Source organism: Singulisphaera rosea (assembly GCF_054877945.1).
In genome coordinates this window covers 440923-462592 of record NZ_JBTYIP020000004.1, presented here as the reverse complement: position 1 = coordinate 462592, position 21670 = coordinate 440923, and the positions used below count along the sequence as shown (strand labels likewise).

Annotated in this window: 10 protein-coding genes; 7 read left to right on the top strand and 3 right to left on the bottom strand. The window is 65.2% G+C overall.

Translation table 11 applies throughout. From position 1 onward, the window contains the following. Positions 1 to 31 precede the first annotated feature (31 nt). Entirely contained in the window at positions 32 to 4150 is a 4119-nt protein-coding gene (locus ACYOEI_RS10800) for an efflux RND transporter permease subunit (RefSeq protein ID WP_462849477.1), read from the bottom strand. A 228-nt stretch (positions 4151 to 4378) separates the two neighbouring features. Beyond that, a complete protein-coding gene (locus ACYOEI_RS10795; RefSeq protein WP_462849476.1) occupies positions 4379 to 6289 on the bottom strand; it encodes a heavy metal-binding domain-containing protein in 1911 nt (636 codons plus the stop codon). A 1224-nt stretch (positions 6290 to 7513) separates the two neighbouring features. Here ACYOEI_RS10795 and ACYOEI_RS10790 point away from each other — a divergent pair. From ACYOEI_RS10790 to ACYOEI_RS10775, 4 genes are all read left to right on the top strand, one after another. Beyond that, entirely contained in the window at positions 7514 to 8464 is a 951-nt protein-coding gene (locus ACYOEI_RS10790; protein ID WP_462849475.1) for a LysR family transcriptional regulator, read from the top strand. 144 nt (positions 8465 to 8608) lie between these two features. Continuing rightward, positions 8609 to 13186 carry a glutamate synthase large subunit gene (gene gltB, locus ACYOEI_RS10785; RefSeq protein WP_462849474.1) on the top strand — a complete coding sequence of 1526 codons (4578 nt, stop codon included), beginning with the start codon at positions 8609 to 8611 and terminating at the stop codon, positions 13184 to 13186. A gap of 23 nt (positions 13187 to 13209) precedes the next feature. Then, entirely contained in the window at positions 13210 to 13683 is a 474-nt protein-coding gene (locus tag ACYOEI_RS10780) for a GxxExxY protein (protein ID WP_462849473.1), read from the top strand. Between the two features lie 3 nt (positions 13684 to 13686). Continuing rightward, the gene (locus tag ACYOEI_RS10775) at positions 13687 to 15159 is read left to right on the top strand and encodes a glutamate synthase subunit beta (RefSeq protein ID WP_462849472.1); all 1473 of its coding nucleotides are present in this window, start codon (positions 13687 to 13689) and stop codon (positions 15157 to 15159) included. 6 nt (positions 15160 to 15165) lie between these two features. On the opposite strand, the gene ACYOEI_RS10770 is transcribed toward ACYOEI_RS10775, so the two are convergent. Further along, on the bottom strand, positions 15166 to 16773 hold the full coding sequence (locus ACYOEI_RS10770; RefSeq protein ID WP_462849471.1) for a phytoene desaturase family protein: 1608 nt from the start codon (positions 16771 to 16773) through the stop codon (positions 15166 to 15168). Between the two features lie 341 nt (positions 16774 to 17114). Between ACYOEI_RS10770 and ACYOEI_RS10765 the strand changes: the two genes are divergently transcribed. The 3 genes from ACYOEI_RS10765 (at position 17115) to ACYOEI_RS10755 (ending at position 21444) form a co-directional block, all read left to right on the top strand. Further along, positions 17115 to 18164 carry a 3'-5' exoribonuclease YhaM family protein gene (locus ACYOEI_RS10765; protein WP_462849470.1) on the top strand — a complete coding sequence of 350 codons (1050 nt, stop codon included), beginning with the start codon at positions 17115 to 17117 and terminating at the stop codon, positions 18162 to 18164. Between the two features lie 137 nt (positions 18165 to 18301). Continuing rightward, on the top strand, positions 18302 to 18727 hold the full coding sequence (locus ACYOEI_RS10760; RefSeq protein ID WP_462849469.1) for a hypothetical protein: 426 nt from the start codon (positions 18302 to 18304) through the stop codon (positions 18725 to 18727). Between the two features lie 530 nt (positions 18728 to 19257). Then, positions 19258 to 21444 carry a glutamine synthetase III family protein gene (locus ACYOEI_RS10755; protein ID WP_462849468.1) on the top strand — a complete coding sequence of 729 codons (2187 nt, stop codon included), beginning with the start codon at positions 19258 to 19260 and terminating at the stop codon, positions 21442 to 21444. The last annotated feature ends 226 nt before the right edge of the window (positions 21445 to 21670 follow it).

Below are 21670 nucleotides of genomic sequence, written 5' to 3'. Positions count from 1 at the left end.
TAGGGACTGACCGTTCTTCGGGCTTCTGGCATCAAAGCGTTGTTGCCAGTGGGTCGCGGGCAGGGATCTCGGCGGGGCGAACCTCGGGGTTTGGGGTTCGGTGCGTCCTGGCCCAGCGCCGCTTCTGGACGGCGAAATAGAGGACGGGCAAGAACACGTCGATGACTTCGTCGGCGATGAGGAGCCCGCCCAGGACGGGCGCGGCCATCGGTCGGATGACCTCGGCGCCGACGCCGGTCGCCCAGAGCATGGGGGCGATCGAGATGATGGCGGCTCCTTCGGTCAGGAGCTTGGGGCGAAGTCGGTGCACGGCCCCTTCGAGGATCGCCTGGCGGAGCTCGGCGATCGAGCCGATCCCGGCCAGGCCGCCACGCTCGTCGATCGCCTCGCGAAGGTAGACGAGCATGACGACGCCCGTCTCGACGGCCATCCCGAAGCATGCGATGTAACCGACCTGTACCGCCACGCTGAACCGGAAGCCGAAGAGCCACTGGAAGATCGCCCCGCCGGCGAGGGCCCCGAGCACGCTCGTCATCATCAGCAAGGCGTCGATCCAACTTTTGTGGGTCAGGTAGAGGATGAGGATGATGGTGGCGATCACCGCCGGGAAGACGAGCCTCAAGGTCTTTTGCGCCCGGACTTGATGCTCGAAGGTCCCCGACCATTCGAGGTACATCCCCGCGGGGAGCTTGATCTTCTCCTGGACGACCCGTCGTGCCTCCTCGACGAATCCGACCTCGTCGCGGTCGCGCACATTTAATTGGATATACGCGCGCAAGAGCCCGTTCTCGCTCTTGATCATCGACGGGCCTTCGACCACCTTGACCTCGGCCAACTCGGCGAGGGGGATCTGGGCCGGTTTGTCGCGATTTGGAGGGGGTCCGACGGACTGCGCTCCATCCATCCGCCCCGCGCCTTCGCCGCCGCCTACCATGCCGGAGGCTGCCCCCATGCTCCGACCGGTGATCAGGATCCGCTTGAGCGAGGCGACGTCGTCGCGATAGGCGCGAGCGTAGCGGACGCGCACGGGGTAGCGCTCGCGCCCTTCGACGGTCATGGTCAGTGGCCGTCCCCCCATCGCCACCTCGATGACGTCCTGGATGTCGCCGACCTGGATCCCGTAGCGGGCGGCCTTCTCGCGGTTGATGTCGATGTCGACATAGCCTTTGCCCGTAACTTGGTCGGGGAACACGTCGGCCGCCCCTCGGACTCCTCGCAGGAGACCGGCGATCTCGCCGCTGATTCGTTGGATCTCGTCGAGGTTGGAGCCGAAGACCTTGACGGCGACCGGGAGCCTCACGCCGGTGGAAAGCATTTCGATGCGATTGGCAATCGGCTGCGTGAAGCTGTTGCCCCAGCCGGGCATCTGGAGCGCAGTGTCCATCTCCTTGACGAGGTCGTCCTTCGTCTTCTTCCAGAGGAGGAGCCTGGCTGCGAACGGCTTGGAGAGCGTGCGGCGGAGGACCTGGAGCTCCTCGGCGGTCGACTCCTTCCGGACGAGCTTGCGGTCCTTGCCGATTCGGATCAACTCGTCCAGGGCGACCCGATCCCCGACCTCGACGGCTCGGTCGAAGAGTTCCCAGTTGAGCGACTTCGTCCGGTCTTCGAGGCGACGTTCTCGGCCCTCGACGAGACCCAAGGTCAACCGGCTGAACAGGGTCGGCTTCTCGAAACCGAGGAGCTCGCCGGGCACCTCGACAACCTGTTCCGCGAGCGTCGGCGGAGGAGTGAGCAGGGTCGGGCTCTCCCGCAAAATACCGAGAACGATCAGTCGCCGGGCGGCGTCTCGGACCAGCGAGGAGACGTCGTCGAAGAGGACGTCGGTTGCCAGGCGCTCTCCGTATTCTTGGGCCAAAGTCGTGACCAACGACTCACGCTCGGCCGTAGTCGGCTTACGGTTCAACGATGAAGGAGCAACCCGGCGAAGGAGCTCGTCGATAGCTTCGGCGATGAGGGCTCGACCCAGATCGGGCTGGAAGGCTCGCAAACGCTCGGTCGCCATTCCGCGAAGGGTCTCGTCGACCTGGCCGACGACGGTCATGGTCACCTCGTCGAGCAGGCTCTCACGTTCGCCGACGATCGGAGTCGAGCCGAAGACTCTCCTCGCGAGCGACTTGAACCGTCCGACCGGGGGACCCTGCTCGGAGCCCGAGGGGACTCGGGCGAAGTTCCCCTTGGCCTCGAGATGGGCGAGTGCGGCCGCGACTTCGTCCCTCGCGTCCTCGAAGCGGAGTTTGCGCTTGGGCCAGGCTCGCTTGTCGCGCAGGTTGATGATCGTCTCGACCATATCGAGGGGCGAGGGATCGGTCGGCGTCTCGGCCCTTCCCGCCTTGCCGACGACCTGCCAGACCTCGGGGAATCCTCGGAGGATTCCGTTGCGCACCCGCAGGTCATTGCCCACCTGGGTCACGGAGACGCGCGGGACGGTCGTCGGCATCTCCAGGAGGGTCTGCTCGTCGAGGTCGGGCATGAACTCGCGGCCGAGGTGGGTCGAGGCGACGTAGCCGAGCCCCAAGATCACGGCGAACAGCCAGCAGACCAGGGTCGTCCGGTCCATCAGCCAGGATAGCATCGGCTTGAAGATCTCGATCATCGACCGCACGAGCCAGTTCTCATCCTCGGACTTGATCCGCCCTCGGAGGAAGACCGGAATGAGCGCGGGGACCAGGGTGATCGACAGGATCGCGACGCCGATCAGGGCGAAGGTTTTGGTGTAGGCGAGCGGATGGAACAGCTTGCCTTCACGGCCCGAGAGCGCGAAGACCGGCAGGAACGAGAGGATCGTGATCAGCACGGAGAAGAAGATCGGGCGGCCGACCGTGCGGCAGGCGTGGACGACGATCTCGGTGGTGTCGCCGGTGACCTTCTCCCGGCCGAAATGTCGAGCCAGGTGGTGCGAGGCGTTCTCGCCCATGACGACCGCCTGGTCGATCAGGATCCCGACCGAGATCGAGATGCCGGCGAGGCTCATGATGTTCGAGGAGATCCCGAAGAGCCTCATCATGAGGAAGCTGAAGAGGATCGCCATCGGCAGCGTGATCGCCACGACGAAGGCGTTCCCGACGTGCCCCATGACCAGGAGGATCGCCACCGTGCAGACGATCAACTCTTCCTTGACCGTCCCGCTGACCGTCTCGAGTGCTTTGTGGATGAGTGGCGTGCGGTCGTAGAACGGGACAATCCGCACCCCTTGTTCGCGCAGACTTGTTTGGAGGGCGGTGATCTTCTCCTTGATCCGCCGGGTGACCTCGAGGGGGTTCTCCCCGTAGCGCATCAGGACCACGCCCCCGACCACCTCCCGGCCGTCCTTCTCCAACACGCTGCGGCGGAACCCCTGGCCGACCTGGACGGCGCCCAGGTTCTTGAGCGAGATCGGGACGCCCTTCCGCTCGGTGACGACGGTGTTCTCGATGTCGCGGAGGTTGCGGATCCACCCGACCGAGCGAATCAGGTATTCGGCGTTCCCCTGGTGGATGACCCGGCCCCCCACGGAGGAGTTCGAGCGGGCGACGGCCGAATAGACTTCGCCCAGGCTGATGTCGAACGCGCGGAGCTTGTTCGGGTCGATGTCGACCTGATACTCGCGTGGAGCCCCGCCGACGGAGGCGACTTCGGCGACGCCGGGAACGCTATTGAGCTGATAACGGATGAACCAGTCCTGAATCGATCGGAGCGCACCGAGGTCTTTCCCGCCCCCGGCCCCACCACCGTCGCCTTCCACGGTGTACCAGAAGATCTGTCCGACCGCCGTGGCGTCGGGGGCCATGTATGGGGTGACGCCCGTCGGCAAGAACGTCGACGCGACGGCGAGCTTCTCTTGGACGCGCTGGCGGGCGAAGTAGTAGTCCGTCGCGTCCTCGAAGATGATCGTGATCATCGAGAAGTTGAACTCGCTCGACGACCGCACCACCTTCACGCCGGCCAACCCTTGGAGGTTGACCGACAGGGGATACGTCACCTGGTCCTCGATCTCCTTCGGGCTCCGGCCCATCCAGTCGGTGAAGACGATGACCTGGTTCTCGGAGAGGTCGGGGATCGCGTCCACCGGCATCGTCATCAGTGCGCGGAACCCCGCGACGCCGAGTGCCATCGCGGCGATGATCACGAGGAACCGGTTGCGGATCGACCACTCGATGATCCCTTCGATCATGACGCACGACTCCCCACACCACGTAGAGATCTGCCCAGATTGCCGGATTCGAAACCCGGTTTTCTCTTCAAAACCGGGTTTCTGCCGCAGTCAAGGCCACCCCGCCCAGGTTCTTGCGGCTGGCACCCTCAGGACCTCGCCCGAGGGCGACAGCTCGGGAGGGGCTGTCGACGTCGACGGTGCCCGAAACCCGGTTTTGAAGCAAAAACCGGGTTTCGGGAAAAATGCTCAACGGTGGATGTGCCCCGTCGGCATGCTCGCCGAGCGGGTGATCGGTGCCGGCCGCGGGGCAGGGGCTTCGTGCTCGGGGTTCGCCGGCGCGTGGTCGTGCCGCGGAGATGTGTTGCGGGTCGTCGGGTTCAGTCGGCTCTCCGCGTCGACGAGGAAGGCCCCATTGGCAACGACATGCTCGCCGGGGGAGAGCCCATCGAGCACGGGGAAGCGATCGCCGATCCTCGGCCCGAGCACGACCTGCCGCCCTTCATACACGCCCGGGTCGGTCTCGATGTAGACCATCCGGAGCGTCCCGGTGTCGATGACCGCCGATTCGGGGACGCTCAGGACGCCGTCGAGGGGAGGGGGGGCGAGTCGGGCCAGGTAGCGCTCGGGGCTCGCCTTGAGCTTGGGGAGGCACGCGGCGCAGCAGGTCCAGACCTTCCGACTGGCGACGTCGACCGCGACCGGATCGCCCATCGAGCCGAGCTTCGCCGAAGTCACCGGGCAGATCGTCTGATCGTCCCGGCTGGCGATCGGTCCGAGGAGCTCGGGAAGGTACTTGGACGGGTTCGCCTTGAGCTTGGCCACGCACCCTTCGCAGCAGACCCAGACCGATTTGCCCTCGACCTCGACGCGAATGGGGGTTCCCATCGAGCCGAGCTTCGCCTTGGTCACGGGGCAGGTTTTCTGCCGCTCGACGGTGAGGTTGGTCAGACGCGTAGAGACGTGATGATGAGCCGAGGCGAGCTGGTCGCGGAACATCGGCGTCTCGGCGACCGGGGTCTTGAGCGTCACGGTGGCGAACATGCCCGGCCGGAGCTTCTGGTCGGGGTTCGCGAGGTCATATCGGACCTCGACCGTCCGGGTGCTCGGGTCGAGGTGCGGCTGGACGAATGCGACCTTGCCGGGGAAGGTCTGGCCGGGGAAGGCCTCGACGGTCGCGTCCACGTCCTGGCCGGGCCGCACGAGGCCGATCTGGTCTTCGAAGACCTGGGCCTTCACCCAAACGGTGTGCAGGTCGGCGACCTCGAACATCGTTTGCCCTTCGGAGACGTACTGACCTTCGACGACGCTCTTCCTGACCACGTGCCCGCCGATCGGCGAGATGATCGGGACTTTGAAGTCGGCCTTCCCCTCGGCGAGGATCTTGTCGACCTGGCCCTGGGTGATCCCCCAGAGCTTGAGCTTCTCGACCGCGAGCCGGGTCAGTTCCTCTGGGTCGCCAAGGATCGAACGCCCCAATTCGGAACGCGGACGCGCCCCGCCCTGGGTTGATCGCCTGGCAAGGAGCAGTTCCTGGATCGCCTGGTAGAGCTCGGGGCTGTACAACTCGGCAAGCGTCTGCCCTTTCGCGACGGCGACGCCATTGAAGTTGACGAAGAGCGTCTCGACTCGCGCCATCCCCCGAGTCTTGGAGGCGATTTGGGCCTGACTTCGTTCGTCGTATTCGACCGTCCCGACCGTGGTCAGGGATTCGGCGAGGGGGGTATACGCGACTTCGGATGTCTCGATGCCCGCTTGCCGGATCCGATAAGGGGCGAGCTGGACTCGGGCGAGGACGCCTTCGGGGAGCGTCTCCTTCTCCCCCTTCTCCCGCTTGGACAGGGGCATCCCGCAGATCGGGCAGCTCCCGTGCTCGTCGCGGATCACGTTCGGGTGCATCGGGCAGAAGAACTCGAACGGGCTCTCCACGGCCGAGGTCGTGACCGGAGGACGCATCCACTTGTCGTAGCGGTTCCAGAGCGTATCCCAATAGGCAAACGTCAAGGCCGTGATCGCCATCAGGGCGATGAATCGCAGGCGGAGCTCGACGACCTTCACGACGAGGCGGAACTGCTGCCAGCGCGACCGGCTTGGTTCACCGGTCGTGATGGACTCGGCGATTCGATGGTCGCTCGAGCCGGAATGGCCGTTCGGTAACATGGTGTCCTGACCTCCCGTGCCGACCGCTCTACGAAGGGATCGGGTCGGCCGATAGACCGCGCAAGAATGTCTCGAGGAAAGCGAATGGTTGGGAGGCGTCGCGAAGGGGGGAGTGGACCTTCAATGCGCGGACGCCAGGCGACGACGAGGCGCGATCACCTCGCACGAGACCTCGGTCCACTCACTTCATAGGATGAGACGCGCGGTTCGGAGGTAGAGCGGAGATCTGGAAGGATGGGTCGTCCCGGCCCAGTGATGTCGGACCGGTGATCGCAGTGCAAGCGACTTTGGGATCGATTCCCAGGCGAGACCAGACGCCGACTCGTTTCGGTCGTCTTCCCCATGGCGAGGCGAAGGTCGCTCGCCGGGCGCCACGGGCTGGGAGCCTCGGCAGTCGCACGGACGTCCACTCGATTCGGAGACGTTCTGCCTCTCGGAGAGGCCCTTCGCCGACCGGGCGACGGATGTGCTCGCTTTCGGGGTCGTGCTGGTCGCGGTCGGCCCGCAACAACACCCCCGGGTGATTGGGACCGTCCGGCAACAACTCGAGGTCTGTTTCGAGGCCGAGCGATCGACACCCGACGCTTCGGAGCTTCCCGACACCCAGACCATCCCCACGAACGCCAAGGCGGCGAGGAGGGATGGACTCAAGCGTCGGCGAGGAAGGAACATGCTCATCACCTGGCGAAAGGTCGAAGATCGGAAGGGAATGGCCCAAGATCCACCGACATTATCGACCAACTATACGGGGAAACTTGCGACTGGACAAGACGGGCAATCCGGCCCGGACCTCCCCCGCCGTCAATGCTCGCCAAGCGAAGACTCGGGCGGTTCATTCGCAATAGGCAGGTTGGGCACCGCCCATGGGGATCCCGGAAGACTTGGTGGGCAATGCCCACCCTAACAAGGCAACCACTCATCCTGCGCACGTCGGAAGTAGGTGATGCGTTGAGGAATCCGGGCGCGAGGCCGTCGGGCTCACCATGACATGTCTCGGAGCCCCATCCTAGACGTCGAGCCTAGGATCTGGATGTGCTCAATTCCCGCGGCCAACGACCTTTTTCGCGCCGGGGTCGACGTGGAGAGGCGAGGATGGATTCACGAGATGATCGAGTTTTTTTTAGGGTTCCCTCTTGACGGGGCTCCGGAGGGGCGTGTTTAGTATTACGAATTCCAATACCACGCCCTGCGCAGTATCGAGGAATTGCCAACAGGCAAGATGGCATGCAGTTGGAGTCGCTGAAGATTTTCTGTGATGTGGTAAGGTGGGCAAGCTTTTCGCGAGGGGCGGCCGAGAATAACATTTCTCAGTCGTCGGCGAGTCAAGCGGTCCACCAGCTCGAGGTGCGCCTAGGGGTCAAGCTGATCGACCGCTCGAAGCGTCCGCTCGTGCCGACCCCTCATGGGAAGGTTTACTACGAAGGGTGCAAGGAGTTGGTCGGGCGGTACTTCGAGATCGAAAACCGGGTCAAGGCGTTGGAGAACGATCGGAATGTCGTGGGCACCGTCAGGGTGGCCTCGATCTATTCGGTCGGGCTCAACCACATGACCCGGTATGTTCAGACGTTCGCAACCCTTTATCCAGGGGCGAACGTCCAGCTCGAATATTTGCACCCGACGCGCGTGGTGGAGAGTGTTTCGGAAGACGGTGCCGACCTGGGGTTGATCTCTTATCCCAGGAAGTGGCCCGAGATGACCGTGATCCCCTGGCGTGAAGAGGACATGATCCTGGCCGTCCACCCGTCGCACCGGTTCGCCGGACTGGAAAGCGTCCCCGTCGAGAAGCTCGACGGCGAGACGTTCGTCGGCTTCGATGCCGACCTTTCGATCCGACGGGCGATCGACCGGTTCCTCAGGCATCATGACGTCCAGGTCCGCGTGGCGCTCGAGTTCGACAACATCGAGAACATCAAACGGGCCGTCGAAATCCCCGCGGGGGTGGCGATCTTGCCGGCCCCGACGGTCTCTCGCGAGGTCGAGACCGGGGCGATCGTGGCGGTCCGGATCGATGGCCAGGATCCTGCTCATCGCCTGACGCGCCCGCTGGCGATCCTGCGTCGGCGGAGCCATCAACTCGGCGTGACGGCGTCGCGGTTCTTGAAACTGCTGACGTCCGGTGACGGCACCACGGCCGCGCCCTCGGGCGGCCACGGACACGTCCACGCGAAACCCTGACAGGATTTAACGTTCGGCCCGATCCGAGCGAACTCGGCCCCTCCGACGAGGGTCTGGAGGGGCTGGGATCAACCGAGGCCGAGGTCCCGATTCCATCGCCTTGACGTTCGTACCCACGGAAGACGCCGTGAGGGGTAAGCTATCATGAGCTCAGGACTTCCCAAGCCGCAAGGCCTCTACAACCCCGAACATGAGCACGATAGCTGCGGCGTCGGCTTCGTGGTGGACCTCAAGGGACGCAAATCCCATCGCCTCGTCCAGGACGGCCTCACCGCGCTGCGGAACCTCAACCATCGGGGCGCCTGCGGTTGCGAGGACAACACCGGGGACGGCGCCGGGATCTTGATCCAGATCCCCCACGACTTCCTCGTCGAACGCTGCAAGGAGCACGGGATCGAGCTCCCCGCCTTCGAGCAATACGGCGTCGGCGCCCTCTTCTCCTCGCCGGACAAGGCCCAGATGGCCTTCGGCATGGCCCTGTTCGAGAGGATCGTGGCCGAAGAAGGCCAAGTGTTCCTCGGCTGGCGGCCCTTGAAGACGGATAACTCCCTCCTCGGCGATGGCGCGAAGTCGGTCGAACCGGCGATGTTTCACGCCCTGATCGGCCGAGGGCCGAACATGGTGGGCGCCGACGTCGATCGCTTCGAGCGCAAGCTCTTCGTCATCCGCAAGGTGTTCGAGTCCCGCATCGAACGCTCCGGGCTCGACGATCACAAATATTTTTACTTTTCGAGCATGTCCTGCCGCACGGTCGTGTACAAGGGGATGCTCACCCCCGACCAGCTCGGCGAGTACTTCGCCGACGACCTGTCCGACCCCCGGCTCACGAGTGCAATCGCCCTCTTCCACTCGCGGTTCAGCACGAACACTTTCCCGAGCTGGGAGCTGGCGCACCCCTACCGGATGATCTCGCACAACGGCGAGATCAACACCCTCCGCGGCAACATCAACTGGATGCGGGCCCGCGAGGCGCTCTTCGCCTCCGAGCTGTACGAGCCGGGCGACGTCGACAAGCTCCTGCCGATCATCCGCGAGGGGCTCTCCGACACGGCCTGCCTCGACAACGCCGTCGAGCTGCTCGTCAAGTCGGGCTATACCCTCCCTCGGGCGATGATGATGCTCATCCCCGAGGCCTGGGAAAATCACGAGACGATGTCCCAGGTCAAGAAGGACTTTTACGCTTATCATAGCTGTTTGATGGAGCCGTGGGACGGCCCGGCGTCGATCGGTTTCACCGACGGCAAGAACATCGGTGCCGTGCTCGACCGCAACGGGCTCCGTCCGAGCCGGTACGTCGTCACCAAGGACGGCCTGGTGATCATGGCCTCCGAGGTCGGGGCGCTCGACATCGCCCCCGAGGACGTGCTGCACAAGGGCCGGCTCGAGCCGGGCCGGATGTTCCTCGTGAACCTCGAGGAGGGGCGGATCGTCGACGACGAGGAGCTCAAGCATTCGATCGCCTCGGCCAAGCCCTACGGCAAGTGGCTCCGCGAGTACATGGTCCCGCTCGCCGAGGTCCCAGGCGCCCCGCACGTCCCCGGGCCCGACCACGACACCTTGCTCCACCGCCAGCAGGCGTTCGGCTACACGCTCGAGGACCTCAAGTACATCCTCGCGCCGATGGGCAGCAACGGCGAGGAGGCGCTCGGCTCCATGGGGACCGACACCCCCTTGGCCGTGCTCTCCGACCGCTCGCAGCCGCTCTTCAACTACTTCAAGCAACTCTTCGCCCAGGTGACCAACCCGCCGCTCGACGCGATCCGCGAGGAGCTCGTCACGTCGGTCCTCACCGGCGCCGGCGGGGAGGGGAACCTCCTGACCCCGACACCCGAAAGCTGCCGCCAGATCTCGCTCGACATCCCGATCATCGACAACGACGACCTCGCGAAGCTCAAGCAACTCGACGGCTGGCGAGGGTTCAAGTCGGCCGTCCTGCCGATCCTCTTCCCCGCGAAGGAAGGGGCTGCCGGCCTCGAGCGGTCGCTCGAGGTCATATTCGCGGAGGCCAGCAAGGCCATCGCCGACGGCGCGAACCTGATCATCCTGTCGGACCGGGGCGTCGACGCCGAAAACGCGCCGATCCCCTCGCTCCTCGCTTGCGCCGGGCTGCACCACCACCTGGTCCGCCAGGGGCAGCGGACCCAGGCCGGCCTCGTGCTCGAGTGCGGCGACGCCCGAGAGGTCCACCACTTCGCCCTCTTGCTCGGCTACGGCGCGGGGTCGATCAACCCGTACGTCGCGTTCGAGACCCTCGACGACATGATCAACCAGGGGTTGATCAAGCCCGAGGTCGACCACGCCGAGGCCGTCTACCGCTACCGCAAAGCGGTCAAGAAGGGGGTGGTGAAGGTGATGTCCAAGATGGGCATCAGCACGATCCAGAGCTACCGAGGGGCCCAGATCTTCGAGGCGATCGGCCTGAATCAGGAGTTCATCGACCGCTACTTCGATAAGACCGCCTCGCGAATCGGCGGCATCGGCCTCGACGCGATCGCCCGCGAGACCCTGTCGCATCACCACCGCGCCTACGCCGACCGCGAAGTCGGCCCGCCCCTGCTCGAGGAGGGGGGCCAGTACCAGTGGCGCCGGGATGGCGAGTACCACCTGTTCAACCCCGAGACCGTCTTCCGGCTCCAGCACGCGACCCAGGCCGGCCGGTACGACATCTTCAAGAGCTACACGAACCTCGTCGACGAGCAGAACGAGCGGCTTTGCACGCTCCGCGGCCTCTTTCGTTTCGCCCTCGACGAATGCACGGCCGTCCCGATCGATGAGGTCGAGTCGGTCGAGTCGATCGTGAAGCGGTTTGCGACCGGTGCCATGTCTTATGGCTCGATCAGTGGCGAGTCTCACGAGACCTTGGCTATCGCCATGAACCGGCTCGGCGGCCGGAGCAACACCGGCGAAGGGGGTGAAGACCCGTCCCGGTTCACCCCGCTGCCGAACGGCGACAGCAAGCGGAGCTCGATCAAGCAGGTGGCCTCGGGCCGATTCGGGGTGACCAGCGAGTACTTGGTCAACTCCGACGAGATCCAGATCAAGATGGCCCAGGGGGCCAAGCCGGGCGAGGGGGGGCAGCTCCCCGGCCACAAGGTTTGGCCGTGGATCGCCAAGGTCCGGCACTCGACCCCCGGCGTCGCGCTGATCAGCCCGCCGCCGCACCACGACATCTACTCGATCGAAGACCTCGCGCAACTGATCCACGACCTCAAGAACTCGAACCCGAGGGCACGCATCAGCGTGAAGCTCGTGGCCGAGGTCGGGGTCGGGACCGTTGCCGCAGGCGTGGCGAAGGCCCACAGCGACGTCGTCCTCATCAGCGGCTTCGACGGCGGCACCGGCGCGAGCCCGTTGACCTCGCTCAAGCATGCCGGCATCCCCTGGGAGCTCGGCCTGGCCGAGACCCAGCAGACCCTCGTCCTGAACCGACTTCGCGACCGGATCGTCGTCCAGGCCGACGGCCAGATGAAGACCGGCCGCGACGTGGTGATCGCCGCCCTGCTCGGGGCCGAGGAATACGGCTTCGCCACCGCGCCCCTGGTGGTCATGGGCTGCATCATGATGCGGGTCTGCCACCTCGACACGTGCCCGGTGGGGATCGCCACCCAGAACCCCAAGCTTCGCGAGAAGTTTGCGGGCAAGGCCGAACATGTGGTCAACTTCTTCAAGTTCATCGCCCAGGAAGTCCGCGAGCTGATGGCCCAGCTCGGCTTCCGCACGATGGACGAGATGATCGGCCGCAGCGACCTGCTCGACATGAAGCAGGCCATCGGCCACTACAAGGCCCAGGGCCTCGACTTCAGCAACATCTTCTACCGCCCGCCCGTCGGCCCGGACGTGGCCGTGCGGCAGATGATCAGCCAGGACCACGGGCTCGACAAGGCGCTCGACCAGCAACTCCTGCCGCTCGCGGCCCCGGCCCTCGAGCGTGGTGAGGCCGTCGACATCGCCATGACAATCCGGAACGTCAACCGAACCGTCGGGACGATCCTGGGGAGCGAGCTGACCCGCAAGTACGGCTCGGCCGGGCTGCCCGACGACACGATCAAGATCAAGTTCCAGGGCTCCGCCGGCCAGAGCTTCGGCGCGTTCGTGCCGAAGGGGATGACCCTGACGCTCGAAGGGGACGCCAACGACTATGTCGGCAAGGGCCTCTCCGGCGGCAAGATCATGATCTTCCCGCCCAAGGTCGCGACGTTCGTCCCCGAGGACAACGTCATCATCGGCAACGTCGCACTCTACGGGGCGACCGGCGGCCGGGCCTTCTTCCGGGGCCGCGCCGGCGAACGGTTCTGCGTCAGGAATAGCGGGGCGCTTGCCGTCGTCGAAGGGACCGGCGACCACGCCTGCGAGTACATGACCGGCGGTCTCGCCGTCGTGATCGGGGCGACCGGCCGCAACTTCGCGGCGGGCATGAGCGGTGGATCGGCGTTCGTCTTCGACGAGTCGGGCGAGTTCCCCCAGCGCTGCAACCTCGAGATGGTCGACCTCGAACCGCTCCGCGAGCCCGAAGACCTCGACCTGCTCCGCGACCTCTTGATCCAGCACGCGGGCTACACCGGCAGCACCGTCGCCGCCCGCATCCTCGGCGACTGGGACTGGGCCATCAGCAAGTTCGTCAAGGTCATGCCCGTCGACTACCGCCGGGTCCTCGAAGAACAGAAGAAGCTCGAAGAGGCCAAACGCCTCAAGGAAATGGAAGAGCCGATTTCGCGGAAGTGAAGTCCTGAGAGATCGATCCGCAGATGACGCAGATTGACGCAGATGAAGAGAATAGTCAGAGAGATTCTCAGACCTATTCGATCATCGGGTCTGCAATGGAGGTCCATCGCCAGCTCGGACAGGGATTCCTGGAGTCGGTCTACCAAGAGGCCCTCGCCCTCGAATTCGCCGAGCGAGGCGTTCCCTTCCAGCGAGAGGTCGATTTGCCGGTCTCTTACAAAGGCCGGCCGCTCTCCTGCTCGTTCCGGGCGGATTTCGTCTGCTACGGCTCGGTCATCGTCGAATTGAAGGCACTCGGGGAGTTGACCAAGCGAGAGCAATCGCAAGTCATGAACTATCTCAAGGCAACACAGTTTTCGCGTGCGATCCTCTTGAATTTTGGAAGTTCCCGCCTCGACTACAAGCGTTATATTCTTTCTCCCAATCGCGTACATCTGCGTCATCTGTGGATCGATCTCTTGAGGGATCCGCAGGTCAGTCAGGGCCTTCGGAGGTGAGTTGTGGGTAAGCCGACCGGATTCATGGAGTTTCCTCGCGAGTTGCCGACCCGGCGGCCGATCCCGGAGCGGGTGCAGGATTATCTCGAGGTTTATAACCCGTTCCCCGAGGAGAAGCTCCGGGCCCAGGGGGCGCGGTGCATGGACTGCGGGATCCCGTTCTGCCACCAGGGATGCCCGCTCGGGAACCTGATCCCCGACTGGAACGACCTCGTCTATCGCGACCAATGGCGCTCGGCGATCGACCGCTTGCACGCGACGAACAACTTCCCCGAGTTCACCGGCAAGCTCTGCCCGGCGCCTTGCGAGGCCTCGTGCGTGCTCGGGATCAACAGCGATCCCGTCACGATCAAGCAGGTCGAGGCGAGCATCATCGAGAAAGCCTGGGAGGAAGGCTGGGTCGTCCCGCAGCCTCCCAAGGTCCTCACGGGCAAGACCGTGGCCGTCGTCGGCTCGGGCCCGGCGGGGCTCGCCGCGGCGCAGCAACTCGCGAGGGCAGGGCACTCCGTCACGGTCTTCGAGCGTGACGACCGGATCGGTGGCCTGCTGCGCTACGGGATCCCCGACTTCAAGATGGAGAAGCGGCACCTCGACCGTCGCCTCGCCCAGATGGAGGCCGAGGGGGTTGTCTTCAAGCCGGGCGTCAACGTCGGCATCGACCTTCCCGCCGACCGACTCCTCGCCGAGTTCGACGCCGTCTGCCTCTGCGGCGGGGCGACCCAGGGGCGCGACCTCCCGATCCCCGGCCGGGATCTCGAGGGAATCCACTTCGCGATGACGTATCTCCCGCTCCAGAACAAGCGGGTCGCCGGCGACGAGATCGCGGAAGAGTTGTTCATCTCCGCAAAGGGGCGGGACGTGATCATCATCGGCGGCGGTGACACCGGCGCCGACTGCCTAGGGACGGCCCATCGTCACGGCTGCAAGAGCGTCCACCAGTTCGAGATCGTCCCCCGTCCTCCAGACGGCCGGACACCGACCAACCCCTGGCCCCAGTGGTCGAACGTCTTCCGCGTCTCCTCGGCCCACGAAGAAGGGGGCCTGCGCGAGTACGCCATCAGCACGAAGCGGTTCCTGGGCGACAACGGCCACGTGACCGGCCTCGAGACCGTTCGGGTCGAGTTGAAGACCGAGAACGGCCGCGCGACGTTCGTCGAAATCCCGGGCTCGGAGAAGACCTACCCCGCCGATCTCGTCCTGCTGGCGATGGGGTTCGTCGGCCCCGAGCGGAAGGGCCTGCTCGACGCCCTCGGCGTCGAGCTCGACCGGATGGGGAACGTCAAGGCCGGGGCCGACAAGCGGACGAGCCTCGACAAGGTCTTCACCGCCGGCGACATGACCCGAGGCCAGAGCCTCATCGTCTGGGCGATCGCCGAAGGGCGTCACGCCGCCCAGTCGATCGATCAGTTCTTGATGGGTAACTCCGACCTTCCCACTCCGCTGGACTATGGGAATCACGCCCGGCCCTTCGCCTGACCGGATTCATGCGGGCGTCGTCGCCGACGCCCGCAAAACCTCCATCGCGGCGTTGCGGCCGTTGATGGCGATGACGCTGCCGCCCGGATGGGTGCAGGCGCCGCAGAGGAAGACGCCGGGCATGGGCGTCCGGGGCTCGAGACGACGGTCCCACATATAAGCCGGTAAACACTCCCCCTGGAAGATGTGGCCGCCGGACAGGCCCACGGTCCGCTCGATGTCGGGCGGACCCAGGACCTGGGCGGCGATCACCGCGTCAGGGAGATTGTCGCAATACCGGGCGATCGAGCCCAGGGCGAGGTCCTTGACCTCCTCCCGGCGCGAGTCCCAGTCCCCTTCGGCGAAGGTGTGCGGCACATACTGGGCGAAGACACTCATCGTCTGCACCCCCTCCGGGGCCACGCTCGGGTCGTGTGCGGCGTGGAAATAGAGCTCCGTCCATAGCCGCTCAGGTAGCCTGCCGGCCCGGGCGATTTCGGGGGCGGTGCGCCATTCGTCTTTAGACAAAGGTGTGTTGATCTGGCCGAGGTGGTGGGGCTGACTCGTGCCGGGCCGGGCGAGGAAGTTCGGCAGCTCCTTGAGCGCGACGTTGAGCTTCACCGTGCAACCGACCATCGGGATCGCCTCGACGCGCGATCGCCATGACGGGTCGGCGGCATCGCCGAGCAGTCGCAAGGTGGATCGGGGATCGGCGTTGGAGACGACGACCTCGGACTCGAGGCGCTCTCCTCCTTCGAGCTCGACCCCTTCTCCGGGGAGGATCCGGGCCACGGGCAGCCCCGTGGCCACGACCGCGCCGGCCTGCCGGGCGACGTCGCACAGGAGGAAGGAGACCATCCCCATCCCCCCCTCGACATATCCCCAGAGGCCAGGCGAGCCGCCGAGCCGCCCCGACGCGTGGTGGAAGTGGATCGAGGCGGTGCCGGGGTCGTGCGGGCTGGCGTTCGTCCCGATGACCCCCTGGCCCAGGAGTGCCGTCTGGAGCCGTTCGTCGCGGAGGTAATGCTCGACGAGCTCGACCATCGACCAGTCGAACAGGAGCTTCTTCGCTTCGGGATCGTCGCCGATTCGCTCCTCGAGTTGGCCCCGAGACGGGGCGGGCCCGATCCAGAGGTCGCCGTCGTCGGGAGGGCGGATCGCGTCGCGGAGTCGGCGTTTCACGTCACCGAGCGCCCGCCACCCCTCGACGTCGCCCGGCGCCACGCGGCGAATCTCGGCCTCGCAGGCCTCGTCGTCGTCCCAGAGTTGCACGCTCTCGCCGTCGTCGAACGGGACGAACATCCCCGCGGAGGCCGGGAACCATCGGAGCCCCTGGCCGATCAGGTCCAGCTCCTCGATGACCTTCCCGTGGAGCAACCCGACCAGGTACGCGCAAGGTGAGACCCGGTATCCCGGCCAGACCTCGTCGATCGTGCAGGCACCCCCGACCCTGGGCCTGGACTCCAGGACGAGGACGGACTTGCCCGCTCTCGCCAGATAGGCCGCACACGTCAGGCCATTGTGCCCCGCGCCGACGATGATCGCGTCCCAACGTTTCGCCGAGAGCCCACGGACCGGGGCCGGCTGGCCCAGCATTCCCAGGGTCTCGGCCGTTTTTCGCTCGATCGGGCTCACGGTCGTATCCTCAACGGCTTCGCGATAGACTCGATCGATCTCGACGACCGGATTTACCAGTCGTTCCGAATCAGTCTTGAGGATCGGTGCCCCTTCGTCCTGGGCGGGATCGCGGCAAGAGATCGAGGCAATCGATTCATCTTCCCCACCCCTTAGACTTGGTTCTATAGGTGTCTTTTTGGTCACTATTGTAGGGGACAGGCGGACATGGTATCTCCTTGAACCGTAGTTGTCATATGGTTAGTTCAAGTCTAGGCCCGCTCCAGGACGATAAAACAACGTTGAGATGATCGTGGCGTCTCGCGACCGACGTCGGGTTTGCGGAAAGGGGCGATGGCCCAATGGCTAGCATCGATACGGCGGTGGTGAGGCTTTCCGACCTGTCCCACGGGCAGGAGGCGATCTGTTTCGCGGCCCTGGTCAAGAAGGACAAGGGGGTCGACAAGCACGGCAATCCGTTCGTGAAGTGCCACTTCCGCGACCGCCGATCGAGCGCGGTGGCCCCGTTCTGGTCGGGAAATGCCCTGCGCGAGCAGGCCGAGACGTGGGTCGACGGGATCGGCTATCGGCTCCGCGTCCGAGGCGACTGGAAGGTCAAGTACGGGCTCCAGCTCGACGTGATGGAGATCCGGCCCGCCCGGGATGAGGACGTGGCCGAGGGCTACGACTTCTTCGACCTCGTCGAGAGCACCGACTACAACCCCGACGAGCTGCTCCGCTCGATCCACGACCGCATCGATCGCTGCATCGATGACCCTCGCCTGAAGCAACTCGTCGTATCGATCCTGCAAGAGCATGGCGAGCTCTTCAAGAAGATGCCCGCCGCGCAGAACTTCCACCACAGCTACACCGCGGGGCTCCTCGAGCACGTCTGGAGCATGACGCGGATCGCGGGCTTCCTCGCCGACCACTACGCGAGCTACTACGAGCGGTTGAACCCCCCGCTGAACAAGGGGGTGATCATCGCGGCGACGATCCTCCACGACATCGGGAAGCTCCGCGAGCTCGACTACCATCCGGTCGAGGCGAAATACACCAAGGAAGGGTGCTTGATCGGTCACGTCCTGATGGGTCGCGACCTCGTCCGTGAGGCGGCCCGCAAGATCGAGGGCTTCCCGGAGGAGACGCTGCTCTTGCTCGAGCATGCGATCCTTTCCCACCACGGCCGGCGCGACTTCGGCGCCCCGGTCGTCCCCCAGACCCTCGAGGCGCTCCTGGTCTCGTACATCGACGACCTCGACGCCAAGATGAACATCGCGGCCCGGGAACGGCTCCGCTCGACCAGCGACGGCGACTTCACCGACAAGGTCTTCGCGCTCGACAATCGCCGGTTCTACAAGGGGATTCCTCGCGAGGAACCGGTCGACGACGACCTGCCGGAACTCGCCTGACGGGGGACTAGGACCGCCCCGCACCCTTCGCGACCTTGGCGGGGCCGCGTCTGACCCCTTACAATAGGCCCGTCCCCCGTCGGCTACGGTCGTCGGAGGTTTCGGGTCCCGTCCGAGAGCTTCGTGAGAAAACATCCATGGTTGTCATTCGTAACGCCTTCCTGGCGGCGATGGTCTTGACGATGTTCGTCGGCTGCGAGGAGAAGCCGCCGGAGTCGAAGGACGTGCCCCCGGCCGTCCCCGGCAATGCCCCGGAGACTCCGCCCGCCAAGCCTGAAGAGTCGAAGGCCGCCCCCGGTGCGGCCGCGAGCACCGCGCCGAAAGCTGCCGACGTCAAGCTCGGCGAAGAAGAACTCGCCAACATCAAGAAACTTCCCGAAGCAGACCAGAAGCTGGCCCTGGCGCAGAAGGTCTGCCCGATCACGGGTGAGCCCCTCGGCTCGATGGGGACACCTCTTAAGACAAGCGCCGAGGGGACGCCGCTCTTGGTCTGCTGCAAGGGATGTCTCGAAGACGTCAAGGACCATCCCAAGGATGCTCTCGCGAAACTTAATCAGAAGTGAGCACGGAGGTTGGGCGGGGTCTGGCGGCGGTCTGAACGCCCCGCTATAATCATGCCTCAAGCGAGAATGGGATTGCGGGGCCACCCCGAGCCTTGGGGTGGTTCCCGACCGAAATGCAGGACCGGCGTCTCTCCCGCTGCGGCGGTGGCTGGCTTGGTTTTCGATCTCGACGATTCCAGGGATCTTCCCCGAGCGAAGGTCTACCTGCCTTTGAGCCAAGTCGGCCGTACCGCGAGTTGTTCCCACGACTGATCCTCGCAGACCCTTTCGATCGACGGCCCCGGCGAACACCGCGGGGGACCCCCTCGTTGACGATTTGGTGCGGCGGATCCATCGAAGGGACCGGCTTCTCCCTCGGACTAGGTGCTCCCAGATCCGCGACCCGTGCGCAAAGCCAGCCTCGCCCCGATGAAGGGACGAGGCGAGTCGCTGCGCGGCCCGGTTCAGCCCGACCCGGCCGAGTCTCGGCCGGGGGGTAGGGTCCGCCGAGTTACGCCCCAGACGACGTCCTCAACGTTGGAGCCTTCCCGATGCAACAGTCCGCCGCCCGTCAGAACGCCATCGCGGCCGTCACCGCCTGGCAGTCCAACGGCACCCGACTGAACTTCAAAGAGACCCCGGTCCGCACGCTTTTCGGCGTCAACGTCTTCTCCGACGAGGTGATGCGGGCGCGGCTGCCTGAGCATATTTATAAGGCCTTGCGCAACACCCTCAAGAAGGGAGCTCCCCTCGACCCGTCCGTGGCCGACGTCGTTGCGTCGGTCATGAAGGAGTGGGCGATCGAGAAGGGGGCGACGCACTACACGCACTGGTTCCAGCCCATGACCGGGCTGACCGCCGAGAAGCACGACTCGTTCCTCTCGCCGACCGAGGCCGGCAGCGCGATCGCCGAGTTCAGCGGCAAGGAACTCGTCCGCGGCGAGCCCGACGCCTCGAGCTTCCCCTCGGGCGGCATCCGCGCCACGTTCGAGGCCCGCGGATACACCGCGTGGGACCCGACCAGCCCCGCCTTCATCCTCGAGAACCCGAACGGGACGACCCTCTGCATCCCGACCGCGTTCTGCTCGTGGACCGGCGAGGCGCTCGACAAGAAGACCCCGCTGCTCCGCTCGATGGAGGCCCTCTCCAAGCAGGCCCTCCGGATCCTCAAGCTGTTCAAGTCCGAAGCCTCGAAGGTCTACACGACCGCCGGCCCCGAGCAGGAATACTTCCTGATCGACCAGAACTTCTACTACTCCCGCCCCGACCTCCTGAACGCGGGTCGGACCCTTTTCGGGGCCAAGCCCCCGAAGGGCCAGGAGATGGAAGACCACTACTTCGGCGCCATCCCCGAGCGCGTCCTCGCCTGCATGCTCGAAACCGAGCTCGAACTCTACAAGCTCGGCGTCCCGGTCAAGACCCGGCATAACGAGGTCGCCCCGGCCCAGTACGAGCTCGCCCCGCTGTTCGAGAACGCCAACGTCGCCACCGATCACAACATGCTGATCATGGAGACGATGAAGCGGATCTCATCGCGGTACGGCCTCCAGCTCCTGCTCCACGAGAAGCCGTTCGCCGGCGTCAACGGCTCGGGCAAGCACCTGAACTGGTCGATGTCGGACGACCTGGGCAATAACCTCCTCAAGCCGGGCGACACCCCGCACGAGAACGCCCAGTTCCTGCTCTTCCTCGCGGCCGTGCTCGACGCCGTCGCCAAGCATGCCGACCTGCTCCGCGTCTCGATCGCCTACGCGGGCAACGACCACCGCCTCGGTGCCAACGAGGCCCCTCCGGCCATCATCTCGGTCTTCCTCGGCGACATGCTCCAGGACATCGTCGACCAGATCGAGAAGGGGGGCGCCAAGAGCACCAAGGCTGGCGGCACGATGACCGTCGGCGTCTCCGTCCTGCCGACCCTCCCGCGCGACGCCGGCGACCGCAACCGGACCAGCCCGTTCGCCTTCACCGGCAACAAGTTCGAGTTCCGCGCCGTCGGCTCGAGCCAGTCGATCGCCGGTCCCAACGTCGTCCTGAACACGATCGCCGCCGAGGCCATCGACGAGATCGCGACGACGCTGGAAGCCGCGGTCGCCGCCGGCAAGGACCTGACCGCCGAGATCCAGGCCCTCCTGCCCAAGATCATCGCCCGGAGCAAGAAGGTCATCTTCAACGGCGACGGTTACAGCGAGGCCTGGCACAAGGAAGCCGAAGCTCGTGGCCTTCCCAACAACAAGACCACGCTCGACAGCCTCCCCGACCTGATCTCGCCCAAGTCGATCGCCCTGTTCGGCAAGTACGGCGTCTTCAGCGAGCGTGAGCTCCACTCTCGCTACGAGATCCTGCTCGAGAACTACATCAAGACGATCAACATCGAGTCGCAGATCACCGTCCAGATGGCCAACCGCCAGATCCTCCCGGCCTCGCTCCGCTACCAGGCTGAGGTCGCCGTGGCGATCTCCAACCTGAAGTCGGCCGGCGTTGCTGTGCCCAAGGGGCAGGCGGACCTCCTCACCGAGGTCTCCACGACGATCGAGGAGCTGCGTACCAAGACGATCGCCCTGTCCAAGGCCATCGACGACCACGTCGAGGGCGACACGTTGACCCATGCCAAGCACTCGCTCGAGACGCTCATCCCCGCGATGAACGCCGTCCGGGCCGCCGGCGACAAGCTCGAAGGCCTCGTCGCCGACGACCTATGGCCGTTGCCGACCTATCAGGAAATGCTCTTCATCAAGTGAGCTCGACCTGATTCGCCCGGCCGACTCGGCCGGGCTTTGTCTCAGGGCCGGCGGCATCTCAACGAGACGTCGCCGGCCTTTTTTCGTCCCGCGATCGAGCTCGATCCGGCCGACCGCTCAGGGATCCTCGAGATCGACTCACCTTTCGATGATTTGCCCTGACCTCTACAATGGGTCGAGGCAAGTCCCGAGAGGTCTCGGTATGATGGTCCTCGACGAGGGGCGG